This is a genomic window from Paraburkholderia sp., assembly GCF_035501035.1.
Taxonomy (GTDB): Bacteria; Pseudomonadota; Gammaproteobacteria; order Burkholderiales; family Burkholderiaceae; genus Paraburkholderia.
The window spans coordinates 1-12,871 of record NZ_DATJWR010000153.1 but is presented as its reverse complement, the minus strand read 5'-3'; the positions used below and the strand labels follow the sequence as shown (position 1 = coordinate 12,871).

11 protein-coding genes are annotated in these 12,871 nt (G+C 66.0%); 10 read left to right on the top strand and 1 reads right to left on the bottom strand.

Annotation, left to right across the window (positions count from 1 at the left end; genetic code table 11):
• On the top strand, positions 1 to 1,107 hold a 1,107-nt coding region (locus VMJ11_RS10740), incomplete at its 5' end, for a DNA translocase FtsK (protein ID WP_325619399.1).
• Positions 1,108 to 1,197: 90 nt separating this feature from the next.
• Positions 1,198 to 1,914 carry an outer membrane lipoprotein chaperone LolA gene (gene lolA, locus VMJ11_RS10735; RefSeq protein ID WP_325619398.1) on the top strand — a complete coding sequence of 239 codons (717 nt, stop codon included), beginning with the start codon at positions 1,198 to 1,200 and terminating at the stop codon, positions 1,912 to 1,914.
• A gap of 152 nt (positions 1,915 to 2,066) precedes the next feature.
• Here the strand turns inward: lolA and VMJ11_RS10730 are convergent, their stop codons facing one another.
• Complete coding sequence (locus tag VMJ11_RS10730) at positions 2,067 to 3,137, bottom strand: MBL fold metallo-hydrolase (RefSeq protein WP_325619397.1); 1,071 nt, start codon at positions 3,135 to 3,137, stop codon at positions 2,067 to 2,069.
• Positions 3,138 to 3,318: 181 nt separating this feature from the next.
• On the opposite strand from VMJ11_RS10730, the gene VMJ11_RS10725 reads away from it, so the two are divergent.
• The 8 genes from VMJ11_RS10725 to VMJ11_RS10690 form a co-directional block, all read left to right on the top strand.
• The gene (locus VMJ11_RS10725) at positions 3,319 to 3,771 is read left to right on the top strand and encodes a MerR family DNA-binding transcriptional regulator (protein WP_325619396.1); all 453 of its coding nucleotides are present in this window, start codon (positions 3,319 to 3,321) and stop codon (positions 3,769 to 3,771) included.
• A gap of 23 nt (positions 3,772 to 3,794) precedes the next feature.
• Positions 3,795 to 5,606, top strand: a complete 1,812-nt coding sequence (gene aceK / locus VMJ11_RS10720; protein WP_325619395.1) for a bifunctional isocitrate dehydrogenase kinase/phosphatase — start codon at positions 3,795 to 3,797, stop codon at positions 5,604 to 5,606.
• 45 nt (positions 5,607 to 5,651) lie between these two features.
• Complete coding sequence (locus tag VMJ11_RS10715; protein WP_325619394.1) at positions 5,652 to 6,851, top strand: acetyl-CoA C-acetyltransferase; 1,200 nt, start codon at positions 5,652 to 5,654, stop codon at positions 6,849 to 6,851.
• Between the two features lie 107 nt (positions 6,852 to 6,958).
• Positions 6,959 to 7,636 carry an SDR family oxidoreductase gene (locus VMJ11_RS10710; protein ID WP_325619393.1) on the top strand — a complete coding sequence of 226 codons (678 nt, stop codon included), beginning with the start codon at positions 6,959 to 6,961 and terminating at the stop codon, positions 7,634 to 7,636.
• A gap of 116 nt (positions 7,637 to 7,752) precedes the next feature.
• On the top strand, positions 7,753 to 8,205 hold the full coding sequence (locus VMJ11_RS10705) for a YchJ family protein (protein WP_325619392.1): 453 nt from the start codon (positions 7,753 to 7,755) through the stop codon (positions 8,203 to 8,205).
• Between the two features lie 529 nt (positions 8,206 to 8,734).
• The gene (locus tag VMJ11_RS10700; RefSeq protein ID WP_325619391.1) at positions 8,735 to 10,144 is read left to right on the top strand and encodes a dienelactone hydrolase family protein; all 1,410 of its coding nucleotides are present in this window, start codon (positions 8,735 to 8,737) and stop codon (positions 10,142 to 10,144) included.
• 509 nt (positions 10,145 to 10,653) lie between these two features.
• Entirely contained in the window at positions 10,654 to 12,024 is a 1,371-nt protein-coding gene (gene bioA, locus VMJ11_RS10695; protein WP_325619390.1) for an adenosylmethionine--8-amino-7-oxononanoate transaminase, read from the top strand.
• 1 nt (position 12,025) lies between these two features.
• Positions 12,026 to 12,871: 8-amino-7-oxononanoate synthase (locus VMJ11_RS10690; RefSeq protein ID WP_325619389.1), on the top strand; the 846-nt coding region annotated here is incomplete at its 3' end.

Below are 12,871 nucleotides of genomic sequence, written 5' to 3'. Positions count from 1 at the left end.
CTCACCATGGGCCTCGGCAAGGACATCGGCGGCAAGCCGGTGTGCGCCGACCTCGCGAAGATGCCACACCTGCTCGTGGCCGGCACGACCGGCTCGGGCAAGTCGGTGGGCATCAACGCGATGATCCTCTCGCTGCTCTACAAGGCGAGCGCCGAGCAGGTGCGCATGATCCTGATCGACCCGAAGATGCTCGAAATGAGCGTCTACGAGGGCATTCCGCATCTGCTGTGCCCCGTCGTGACCGACATGCGCCAGGCCGGCAACGCGCTGAACTGGACCGTGGCGGAGATGGAGCGCCGCTACAAGCTCATGAGCAAGCTTGGCGTGCGCAATCTCACGGGCTACAACAACAAGATCGAAGAGGCGAACAAGCGCGAGGAGAAGATCCCGAATCCGTTCAGCCTCACGCCGGACGACCCGGAGCCGTGCGCGAAGCTGCCGCATATCGTCGTCGTGATCGACGAACTGGCCGACCTCATGATGGTGGTCGGCAAGAAGGTCGAAGAGCTGATCGCGCGCATCGCGCAGAAGGCGCGCGCGGCCGGCATCCACCTGATCCTCGCCACGCAGCGCCCCTCGGTGGACGTCATCACGGGCCTCATCAAGGCCAACGTGCCTACGCGCATTGCGTTCCAGGTGTCCTCGAAGATCGACTCGCGCACGATTCTCGACCAGATGGGCGCGGAGTCGCTGCTCGGCATGGGCGACATGCTCTACCTGCCGCCGGGCTCCGGCTTGCCGGTGCGCGTGCACGGCGCGTTCGTCGCCGACGACGAAGTGCACCGCGTGGTCGAGAAGCTCAAGGAGCAGGGCGAGCCGAACTATATCGAGGGCATTCTCGAAGGTGGCACGGCGGGTGAGGGCGACGAGGGCACGGCGGCGGGAACCAGCGGCACCGGCGACGAGTCCGATCCGCTATACGACCAGGCCGTTGAGGTGGTCATCAAGAACCGCCGCGCGTCGATTTCGCTCGTGCAGCGGCACTTGCGCATCGGCTACAACCGCGCGGCGCGGCTACTCGAACAGATGGAGCAGTCCGGGCTCGTTTCGGCGATGTCGTCGAGCGGCAACCGCGAGATCCTCGTGCCCAACCGCGACGCCGAATAAGCCGAACCAGCTTAGTGAAGGTCGCAGAACGTCATTCGGGGCCGCCGCTTTTCCGGCGGCCCCGGGGCATTTTCTCTTGGAGAACGATAGATGCAGTATCCGGCAGGACTTCCGACCCGCTTCGCACGCACGGCGCGCCGCGCGCTCTTCGTAGCGCTTGGCGCGTCGCTCTTCGTGGTTTCGCAGGCCTGGGCGAGCGGCACCGATCAACTGAAGCAGTTCGTCTCGCAGGTGCACGCCGCGCGCGGCAACTTCGTGCAGCGCGAGGTGAAGGCGCCGCCCAGCACGACGAATGCAGCGAACGCGAGCGATGCGGTCGCGACAGCCGTGTTGAACGCCAAGACGTCGAGCGGAACGTTCGTGTTCTCGCGCCCCGGCAAGTTCATCTGGTCGTATGAGAAGCCGTATCAGCAACTGCTGCAATCGGATGGCGAGAACCTCTATGTCTACGACAAGGACCTGAATCAGGTGACCGAGCGCAAGCTCGGCGGCGCGCTCGGCGCGAGCCCGGCGGCGATCCTGTTCGGCAGCAACGATCTCGAGAAGAACTTCACGCTCTCCGACGCCGGCGTGAAGAACGGCATCGACTGGCTGGAGCTGATTCCGAAGTCGAAGGACACGCAGTTCAAGAGTGTGGGCATCGGCTTTCGCGACGGCAATCTCGAGGCAATGGAGTTGCACGACGTGTTCGGCAACGTGACGCTGCTCACGTTCTCCAACATCGAAAAGAACCCGTCGCTGCCGGCTTCGACCTTCAAGTTCGTGCGGCCGAAGGGCGCCGATGTCATCACGGGCGGCGCGAACTGAAGCGGTTCACCTGCTTGGCGTCAGGCAAAAACGGGCGGCTCCGGTGAACTACGGGCCGCCCGTTTTGCGTTGTGCGCGTGAATTGCGACGCGCGTGCGGCGGGGCTTTGCCAGGGCCTCGTTGGACCCTCGCTGCGGTCTCCCCAGGCCCCTTCAGGCTGTGAACCGCACCACGCCGTCCGCGCCAGCCATGCGCCGGACCTTGCCCGTGCGCCACAGCAGATGCAGGTGCGCGAGCGCCTCTCCCATTGCGAACGTCATCTGGTGGATGTCGAGTTCGCGCTTGAACATGAGCGGCACGATGTCGGCGGCGCTTTGCGGCGCGCGCCCGCATGCCTCCATCACCTCGGCGAGACGCGCGTCGTGGTGGTCGCGCAACTGCGCGATGCGCGTGCGCACGCCGCGAAACGGCTTGCCATGCGAGGGCAGCACGAGCGTCTTCTCGGGCAGCGTCTCGTAGCGGCCGAGCGATTCGAGGTAGAGGCCGAGCGGATTGCCTTCCGGCTCCATGTCGAACACCGAGACGTTGGTCGAAATGCGCGGCAGCACCATGTCGCCGGAAATCAGCACGCCGGTCGATTCGCAAAAGAGCGCGCAATGCTCGGGCGAATGGCCGTAGCCGGTGATGACGCGCCAGTCGCGCCCGCCGATCGCAACCGTTTCGGCTTCGCGCAGGCGCCGGTATTGCGTGGGAAGCGCCAGCACGAGCTTGCTGTAGTAGTCGCGGCGGTTGCGCAGCTTGTCGAGCGCGGCTTCGTCCGCGAGCCCGTGACGCGCGAAATGGCGCGCAGCGCCTTCGCCGCCCGCGTTCGAGCCGTCGCCGGCCGCCATCACGCGCGCCTGCATGTATTCGCCGAGCGTGGTCCACAGGCGCACGTCCCAGCGCTGCTTGTCGCCGCCCGCGCAGATCCAGTGCGCGAGCCCGATATGGTCGGGGTGGCAGTGCGTGACGAGCACGCGCAGCACCGGCAGCCCTTCCAGCTGATTCTCGAACACCGCTTCCCAGCGGGCCTTGATGGTGTCATCGGTGATGCCGCAGTCCACCACGGTCCAGCCCGCCTGGCCGTCGATCTCGTCGCGCAGCAGCCAGAGGTTGATGTGGTCGAGCGCGAATGGCAGCGGCATGCGCAGCCATTTCACGCCGGGCGCGACATCGAAAGCGAGGCCAGGTTCCGGGAGGGTGTCGGCGTAGGGGTAATCGAGTTGGTGTTCGAGTGCGTTCATTGTGGGTGTCTTCTCCTGTCCAAACCTGTCGACTGGCGTTGGTGCTTCAGCACTCGCTCCAGCCCCATGCAAATCTTTCGCCGGTTGCGCAACTGCGTACTTGACGATAACGTAAACGTCGATTCTATCGTCCCTCGCGCCGTCGTGCAGACGACGCCGGGCCAGCCGCCTTCCGATCATCATGACAACCCAATACACGATTACCGAACTCGCCCGGGAATTCGACGTGACGCCGCGCGCCATCCGTTTCTACGAGGATCAGGGCCTGCTTGCGCCGAGCCGCGAAGGGGCGGGCGGCCTCAAGCGCGTATTTTCGGGGCGCGATCGCACGCGGTTGAAGTTGACGCTGCGCGGCAAGCGGCTCGGTTTCACGCTTTCGGAAATCCGCACGCTGCTCGACCTCTACGAGTCGCCCACCGACACGCTGCCTCAGCTTCAGGCCTTCCTCGACACGGTCGTGCATCACCGCGAGATTCTCGAGCGCCAGCGCGCCGACCTCGACGCGACGCTCGAAGACCTCGCCCAGTACGAGGCGCAGGCGCGTGGGCTGCTCGCGAGGAGCGTGGGGCGCGAGAGCGAGCCGGACGAGCGCGAAAAGGCAGGCGCGTCGCAGGCCGCCCGCGCCAGGACTTGACCCGCGCTCGCCGCACGGCTGCCATGAAACACTTCCCGAAACTGCTCTCGTCGCAGATCGGCTTCGATGTCGCGCAGACCATGCTCGAAGGCTTCGACCGCCACTACCGCAACTTCTGCGAGGCGGCGGTGCGGGCAAGGGCGTTCTTCGAGGCGGCCGACTGGCATGCCCTGCAGCGGCTCGCGCGCGAGCGCATTGCCTTCTACGACGAGCGCGTGAAGGAGTGCGTGGCCGCGCTCGAAGACGAATACGACGCCGAGCGCATCGACGACGAAGTCTGGCAGCAGATCAAGCTGCATTACATCGGGCTCCTCACGACACACCGGCAGCCCGAATGCGCGGAGACGTTCTTCAATTCCGTGTGCTGCAAGATTCTGCATCGCTCGTATTTCAACAACGATTTCATCTTCGTGCGGCCCGCTATCTCGACGGAATACATCGAGAACGACGAGCCCGCCGCGAAGCCGACCTATCGTGCCTACTATCCGGGCAAGGACGGCCTTGCCACCACGCTCGAGCGCATCGTCACGAACTTCCAGCTCGAGACGCCCTTCGAGGACCTCGGGCGCGACGTCGGCTGCATCATGCAGACGATGCTCGATACCTTCGGCGTGGTTGAGCCGAAACCAAACCTCCAGATTCACGTGCTCTCGTCGCTGTTCTTTCGACACAAGGGCGCGTATATCGTCGGGCGCATCATCAACGGCGATCTGCTCGCGCCGTTCGTCGTGCCGATCCGCCACGTCGAAGACGGCAAGCTCGCGCTCGACACGGTGCTGCTGCGCACCGAGCAACTGCTCGTGCTGTTCAGCTTCTCGCACTCGTATTTTCTGGTGGACATGGGGGTGCCATCCGCGTACGTGGCGTTCCTGCGCACCGTCATGCCGCGCAAGGCGAAGGGCGAGATCTACACGTCGCTCGGGCTGCAGAAGCAGGGCAAGAACCTGTTCTATCGCGACCTGCTGCATCACCTCTCGCATTCGAGCGATTCGTTCATCATCGCGCCGGGCATTCGTGGCATGGTGATGATCGTGTTCACGCTGCCCTCGTATCCGTACGTGTTCAAGATCATCAAGGACAGCTTTCCCGCGCCCAAGGAGACCACGCGAGAGCAGGTCGAGGCGAAGTACCAGCTCGTGAAGCGTCACGACCGGCTCGGGCGCCTTGCCGACACGCTCGAATATTCGAGCGTGGCGCTGCCGGTCGCGCGGCTCGACGACGCTCTCGTGCGCGAGCTCGAAACGCTCGCGCCCTCGGTGATCGAGTACGAGGGCGAGAACCTCGTGATTCGCCACGTCTATATCGAGCGGCGCATGGTGCCGCTCAATCTCTACCTGCAGAACGGCAGCGACGCCGAGGTGGAGCACGGCATTCGCGAATACGGCAACGCGGTGAAGGACCTGCTGCGCGCGAACATCTTTCCGGGCGACATGCTCTACAAGAATTTCGGCGTGACGCGCAATGGCCGCGTGGTGTTCTACGATTACGACGAGATCGAATATCTGACCGACTGCAACGTGCGTGCCGTGCCTGCGCCACGTAATGAGGAAGACGAACTGTCGAGCGAGCCGTGGTATGCGGTCGGTCCGCGCGACATCTTCCCGGAAACGTACGGCACTTTCCTGCTCGGCGACCCGCGCGTGCGGCGCGCGTTTCTCGCGCATCACGCTAACTTCTTCGAGCCCGCGCTCTGGCAGGAGAGCCAGGCGCGGCTCATTGCGGGCGAGGTGCCGGACTGCTTTCCCTACGACGCATCGATTCGCTTTAGCGCGCGCTACCCCGAACGTTTTGCGCGAGCCGACGTGCCTGCCGTGCCCGCTGTACGTGTGGCGTAGCGCGCGGCGCAGATCTTCAAACCGGATACATCAAGGAGTACGAACATGAGTGAGACGCAAAAGCAGCAGGACGCCGTTGTGATCGTTTCGGTGGCGCGCACGCCGATGGCGGGTTTTCAGGGCGATTTCGCTGCGCTTACGGCGCCGCAGCTCGGCGCGGTTGCGATCGCGGCGGCCGTCGAGCGCGCGGGGCTGAAGCCCGAGCAGATCGAAGAGGTGGTGATGGGTTGCGTGCTGCCCGCGGGGCAGGGGCAGGCGCCCGCGCGCCAGGCGGCGCTCGGCGCGGGGCTGCCGTTCGGCGCGGGCGCGACGACCGTCAACAAGATGTGCGGCTCGGGCATGCGCGCTGCGATGTTCGCGCACGACATGCTGCTTGCAGGCTCGGCGGACGTGATCGTGGCGGGCGGCATGGAGAGCATGTCGAACGCGCCGTACCTGCTGCCGAAGGCGCGTGCCGGTATGCGCATGGGGCACGGACAGGTGCTCGATCACATGTTCCTCGACGGCCTCGAAGATGCTTACGACAAGGGCCGTTTGATGGGCACGTTCGCGGAGGAATGCGCGAGCGAGTTCGACTTCTCGCGCGAGCGCCAGGACGCGTTCGCGATCGAGTCGCTCAAGCGCGCGAAGCGCGCCAACGAGGACGGCTCGTTCGCGTGGGAGATCGCACCGGTGAAGGTGACTTCGCGCGCGGGCGAGACGACCATCGAGCGTGACGAGCAGCCGTTCAAGGCCAATATCGACAAGATCCCCACGCTCAAGCCCGCATTCAGCAAGACCGGCACGGTGACGGCCGCAAACTCGTCGTCGATTTCGGACGGCGCCGCCGCGCTCGTGATGATGCGCGAGTCGAGCGCGAAGCGTCTCGGCCTCACGCCGCTCGCGCGCGTGACGGGGCACAGCACCTTCGCGCAGCAGCCCGCGAAGTTCACGACGGCGCCTGTCGGTGCGATCGCGAAGCTGTTCGAGAAGACCGGCTGGAAGGCGAGCGATGTCGATCTCTACGAGATCAACGAGGCCTTCGCCGTGGTCACGATGGCCGCGATGAAGGAGCACGACCTGCCGCACGAAAAGGTCAACGTAAACGGCGGCGCGTGCGCGCTCGGCCACCCGATCGGCGCATCCGGCGCGCGCATTCTCGTCACGCTGATCGGCGCATTGCGCGCGCGCGGCCTCAAGCGCGGGGTGGCGTCGCTGTGCATCGGCGGCGGCGAGGCCACGGCCATGGGTGTCGAACTGCTGTAGGCTGGTGCCTCACGATGCGCGCCGCGCGGAGGCGGCGCGCCGCAACACACGAGGGCGGCGGTGCTGGGCCGCGGCGGATTCTAGGCAGATAAAACCGGGGTGGCGAGATGAAAACAGCGTTGATCGTGGGTGCGTCGCGGGGCCTGGGTCTCGAGTTCGCGCGACAGTATGCGAGGGCCGGCTGGCGCGTGCTGGCCACGGCGCGCGGGCCCGAAGCGCTCGAGGCCCTGCGCGAAATCGGCGCGCAGCCGTTCCAGCTCGACATCGCGCGGCCAGAGGAAATTGCCGCGCTCGGCTGGAAGCTCGACGGCGAGCGGCTCGATGTGGCGCTCATCGTCTCCGGCGTCTACGGGCCGCGCACCGAGGGCGTCGAAAGCATCACAGCCGAGGACTTCGAGTACGTGATGAACACCAACGTGCGCGGTCCGATGCAGTTGATCCCGATCCTGCTGCCTCTTGTCGACGAGGCCAATGGCGTGCTCGGCGTGCTGTCGAGCCGCATGGGCAGCATTGCTCAGACCACGGGCACGACCGGCTGGCTCTATCGCGCGAGCAAGGCCGCGCTCAACGACGTGCTGAAGATCACCTCGCTGCAGACGCGCCGCGCCACCTGTGTCGCGCTCCATCCGGGCTGGGTGCGCACCGACATGGGCGGTGCGCACGCGGCGATCGACGCGGCGGCGAGCGTCGCCGGCATGCGCGAGGTGGTGGCCGAGGCGGCAGCCGCGCGCGAGGTCTTCAACGGCCGCTTCTTCCAGTACGACGGCACCGAACTCGACTGGTAGAGACTGGCGTCGCGCCTTCCGTCTGCGCTACGCTTGCGGCCTTGCGAAGCGGGGCGATGGCGCCCCGCGCGACGCCCGTGCGCACCGCGCGGCCTCGCGAACGGAGCCCTGACCCCATGAACGCTGAAACCCCGCACGCCGCACGGCCCGCCGATTGCCCCTGCGGCGGCGCCTCGCCCACCCAGAAACCGGGCGCCAAGCCCCCGCGCTACGCCGATTGTTGCGGCCGTTTCATCGACGGCGGTGCCGTGCCCGCCACGGCGCTCGAACTGATGCGCTCGCGCTACACGGCCTACGTGCTTGGCGAAGCGGCCTGGCTGCGCTCGACCTGGGCGCCCGAGACCTGTCCTGCCGACCTCGACGTCGATCCCGCCGCCGACGGCGCGCCGCGCTGGCTCGGTCTTGCCGTCAAGCGCCACGAGCAACCAGACGACGCGCACGCAGTCGTCGAATTCGTCGCACGCTACAAAACCGGCGGACGCGCGTTCCGGCTGCGCGAAACGAGCCGCTTCACGCGCGGTGACGACGGCCGCTGGCGCTATGTTGAGGGCGATGTTTCATCAAGCTGACAACGCGTTGGCCACTGCCATAACGCCAGAAGTAATGCCTTTGCAAACAAGCGCTTACTGAATAAATCCAACGGCTGTTGCCCGCGTGCGACGCTTGCCACCCGGACCTTTTTTTATCTCTTCGCTCCCCATTCGCGATCTCAAACCCGCCTGCGCCCGGCGCCTGAAGGCTTGCGTACCGTTGGCATGCCTTATGCCGGGTTACCCCTCAATTGCACAACAATTATTTGTCGTGCGAGTATTGAATCACGGTGTCCCGCTCGATACGTAAGCGCATAGTGAAAACGTTTTTTTGCGCTTGTGTTCGTAGCGACTGCAAGCGGGGCACTGGCGGCGAGTCTGATCGACGATAGAACTGTGCCGCGCAGGCGTTCCGATCGGTTTTCTCCCCCGTAACGGGTCACACAGCCGCCTGGCTTCCCCGCCAGGCGCCACGGTGTTTCGTTGTGCCCGAAAAGGGTCCAGGGCAGAAGATTGGGTCGGACGGTAGTCGGAAACACAGTAGGTTTCTTGCAGGTGGGTGTAGCGCATGGCGTTCAGGAAGCTCCTTACCGGATGGGTCGTAGCCGGCACCGCGTGTGTGCTTTCGGTCGCCCACGCAGCGCCGCTTTCTGATCCGGCAAGTGCGCCCGCGCATCCGCAACCCTCCAGCAGCGCCACGGCTTCGCAGTCCGCCAGCATTTCGCACGCGAGCCTCGCAGCAAGTGCCACATCAGGTCCCCTCGGCAGCGCGAACGTCCCGCGCATTGCGCTCGACGACGCGTATCTGCCCGCCGTGCGCGCCGACATGAACGAGCAGGTAATCCGCGTTCCCGTGGATGCAGCCGGCGATGTCACGCTCGAAACCACGATTTACCGCCCGGACGGCCCCGGCCCGTTCCCGATGGTGATCTTCAACCACGGCAAGATGCCCGGCGACCCGCACCTCCAGGCGCGCAGCGACCCGCTTTCGTTCGCGCGCGAATTCGTGCGTCGCGGCTATGTGGTCGTCGCGCCGAACCGTCAGGGCTTCGCGGATTCCGGCGGCACGTATCAGCAAGACGGCTGCGACGTCGCGAGCAACGGGCTCGCTCAGGCGGCCGATGTCGCGGCGACCATCGCGTACATGTCGAAAGAGCCGTATGTCGACGCGAGCCAGATCGTCGTCGCGGGCACCTCGCACGGCGGCCTCGCCACCATGGCCTACGGCACCGAAGCGGCGAAGGGCGTGCGCGCCCTCATCAACTTCTCGGGCGGCCTGCGCCAGGACGCCTGCACGGGCTGGCAAAGCAATCTGACCCAGGCGTTCGGCGACTACGGCGGCAAGGCCCGTGTAGCCTCGCTCTGGCTCTACGGCGACAACGACTCCGTGTGGTCGCCTGATCTCGTGACGAAGATGTTCGCCGCCTATCACGACGCGCAAACCGCTGAGGATCGCCAGGCCGCCACGGCGAAGCTCGTCGACTTCGGCTCGTACAAGAACGACGCGCATCGCCTCGTGGGCGATCGCGACGGCGTGAAGATCTGGTGGCCCACGGTCGAGGCATTCCTTGCGAGCGAGGGCCTGCCGACGGCGGTGCAGTACAACGTGGCGACGCCGCCCGCACCGCACGGCACCGGCTTTGCGTCGATCGATTCGGTGGGCGCGGTGCCTTTCGTCGATCAGGCGGGCCGCGACGGCTATCGCAACTTTCTGAAGCAGTACCCGAGCCGCGCGTTCGCGGTGTCCGACTCCGGCGCGTGGTCATGGGCCGAGGGCGGCGACAACCCGATGGCCGTGGCGATCTCGAACTGCGAAAAGCACAGTTCCGATCCGTGCCGCCTCTACGCCGTGAACAACACGGTGGTCTGGAACAACGGCGAGACGGCGACCGCGCAGAACGGCGACAGCAGCGACAACGCGCACACCACGGCGGACAACAACGCCGAAGAGAGCGGCCACGCGCTGGCGAGCCGATAAGGCTCATTGCCCGGCCGCCGCCGGGCTCGAACGGCTTCCTCCTCCTTCATTGCTTCAGCGCCGTGCGGCCCGACAGCGGGCCGCTTTGCTTTGCGTTCACGCTCGCTGTTTTCCTCCGGCGTCTCCCTCGCGTCGCGCGATATCGTCTGACTTTCTTTCAATTGCTCACTCGCCGGTGCGGCGAGCGTGCGTGCCGCGCTTCGCCAAAAATGCCCCGCGCGCCGTCCCGCGATCTGCAATTTCGCACCGGCCCGCAGATTTTTTTGCATAAGGCGGGTTCACTTTGCCGTCGTTATCTCCGCGCATTTCAGGTCTTCGATTTCGATCCGTTGCGTGCTGCTTCGAACGGCGCGCAACGTCGTGCCGGCGCGCCCTGAGAGACCATTTTCGGGGTAGTGCATTGCGGCAGCGAACACGCTAATCTCGGTCCCGCTGCCGATTGAGAGCTGGCGCTTCAGCCCTTGCTCTCGTCGCGTGCAAGATGTCGTCGTCGTATCCGGGAGTCGTACTTGAATCCGCAATCGAACCTTGAGCGCGCAGATCGCGCCACGCCCGACTGGGTCGCGCGCAGCCTGCGCGCCGTCTGGCACCCCTGCACCCAGATGAAGCATCACGAGCGCCTGCCGCTCGTGCACGTCGCGCGTGGCGAAGGGCCGTGGCTCCATGACCACGAAGGCCGGCGTTATCTGGACGCGATCAGCTCGTGGTGGGTGAACCTCTTCGGCCACGCCAATCCAACGATCAATGCCGCGCTCAAGTCGCAGCTCGACACGCTCGAACACGTGATGCTCGCGGGCTGCACGCACGAGCCTGCCGTGGAGCTTGCCGAGCGTCTGTCCGCGCGCACGGGCGGGGTGCTGGGCCACGCGTTCTTCGCCTCCGATGGCGCATCGGCTGTCGAAATCGCGCTCAAGATGAGCTTTCACGCGTGGCGCAACCGGGGCGAGCGTGAGAAGTGCGAGTTCGTTTGCCTCGCCAACAGCTACCACGGCGAGACGATCGGGGCGCTCGGCGTGACCGATGTGAAACTGTTCAGGGATGCTTACGACCCGCTTCTGCGTCATGCGCATGTGGTCGCTTCGCCCGACGCGCGTACCGCGCAGCCCGGCGAAACCGCAGCCGACGTGGCGGCCCGCGCGCTCGCCGATGTCGAGCGTCTTTTCGTCGAGCGCGAAGGCCGTATCGCCGCGCTGATCGTCGAGCCGCTCGTGCAGTGCGCGGCCGGCATGGCAATGCACGATCCCGCCTATCTGAAGCGCCTGCGAGCGCTGTGCGACCGTCACAACGTGCATCTGATCGCCGATGAAATCGCCGTGGGCTGCGGGCGCACCGGTACGTTCTTCGCCTGCGAGCAAGCCGGCATATGGCCGGATCTGCTCACGCTCTCGAAGGGCATCAGCGGTGGTTATCTGCCGCTTTCGATCGTGCTCTCGCGCGACGCCATTTACGAAGCGTTCTACGACGACAGCACGGCGCGCGGCTTCCTGCATTCGCATTCGTACACGGGCAATCCACTCGCGTGTCGCGCCGCGCTTGCCACGCTCGATCTGTTCGAGCGCGACGACGTGCTCGCTGCGAACGCGTACAAGTCGGCGCGACTGCGCGAGCAGTTCGAGTCGTTCGCCGCGCATCCGCTCGTGCGCAACCTGCGTCAGTGCGGCACGATCCTCGCGTTCGACGTGGCGCTCGCCGATCCGCAGCGCGCGGCGACTTTCTCGCGGCGCTTCTTCGAGAACGCGCTGCAGCGTGAATTGCTGCTGCGCCCGATCGGCACGACGGTCTACGTCATGCCGCCATATATTCTGGACAACGAAATGCAGGCGTTCCTCGCTACCCGCACGCGCGAGACTTTGGACGCCACCGTCGTGGAGGACCTCTGACATGGCGCATCATCCCAACGCGCTGCTCGACACCCTCGAACAGGGTCTGCGCGACATCGACGCGCATGGCCTGCGCCGCCGCCGCCGCACGGTCGATACGCCGTGCAGCGCGCATATGCAGGTGGACGGCCGCGCGACCATCGGCTTTGCGAGCAACGACTATCTCGGTCTCGCCGCCCACCCGCAACTGGTCGCGGCGATGGCCGAAGGTGCGCAGCGCTACGGCGCGGGCAGCGGCGGTTCGCATCTGCTGGGCGGCCACTCGCGCGCCCATGCGCAGCTCGAAGACGATCTCGCGGCGTTCGCGGGCGGCTTCGTCGATGCGCCGCGCGCGCTGTACTTCAGCACCGGCTACATGGCGAATCTTGCCGTGCTCACGGCGCTCGCGGGCCGTGGCGCGACGCTCTTTTCCGATGCGCTCAACCACGCTTCGCTGATTGACGGCGCGCGGCTATCGCGAGCCGACGTCCAGATCTATCCGCATGCCGACATGGCGGCGCTCACCGCACTGCTCGAAGCCTCCGACGCAAGCGTGAAAGTCATCGTGAGCGACACGGTATTCAGCATGGACGGCGACGTCGCACCGCTCGCGCGGCTCGTCGAACTCGCCGAAAAGCATGGCGCGTGGCTCGTGGTCGACGACGCCCACGGCTTCGGCGTGCTGGGCCCGCAGGGCCGCGGTGCGCTGGCGCAAGCCGCGCTGCGCTCGGAGCATCTCGTGATGGTCGGCACGCTCGGCAAGGCGGCGGGTGTCTCCGGCGCGTTCGTCTGCGCGCACGACACCGTGATCGAATGGCTCGTGCAGCGCGCGCGGCCCTATATCTTCACGACGGCCTCGTCGCCGGCG

Coding starts and splice junctions, on each gene's coding strand:
- lolA (WP_325619398.1), top strand. CDS start 1,198: ATGCAGTATCCGGCAGGACTTCCGACCCGCTTCGCACGCACGGCGCGC.
- VMJ11_RS10730 (WP_325619397.1), bottom strand. CDS start 3,137: ATGAACGCACTCGAACACCAACTCGATTACCCCTACGCCGACACCCTC.
- VMJ11_RS10725 (WP_325619396.1), top strand. CDS start 3,319: ATGACAACCCAATACACGATTACCGAACTCGCCCGGGAATTCGACGTG.
- aceK (WP_325619395.1), top strand. CDS start 3,795: ATGAAACACTTCCCGAAACTGCTCTCGTCGCAGATCGGCTTCGATGTC.
- VMJ11_RS10715 (WP_325619394.1), top strand. CDS start 5,652: ATGAGTGAGACGCAAAAGCAGCAGGACGCCGTTGTGATCGTTTCGGTG.
- VMJ11_RS10710 (WP_325619393.1), top strand. CDS start 6,959: ATGAAAACAGCGTTGATCGTGGGTGCGTCGCGGGGCCTGGGTCTCGAG.
- VMJ11_RS10705 (WP_325619392.1), top strand. CDS start 7,753: ATGAACGCTGAAACCCCGCACGCCGCACGGCCCGCCGATTGCCCCTGC.
- VMJ11_RS10700 (WP_325619391.1), top strand. CDS start 8,735: ATGGCGTTCAGGAAGCTCCTTACCGGATGGGTCGTAGCCGGCACCGCG.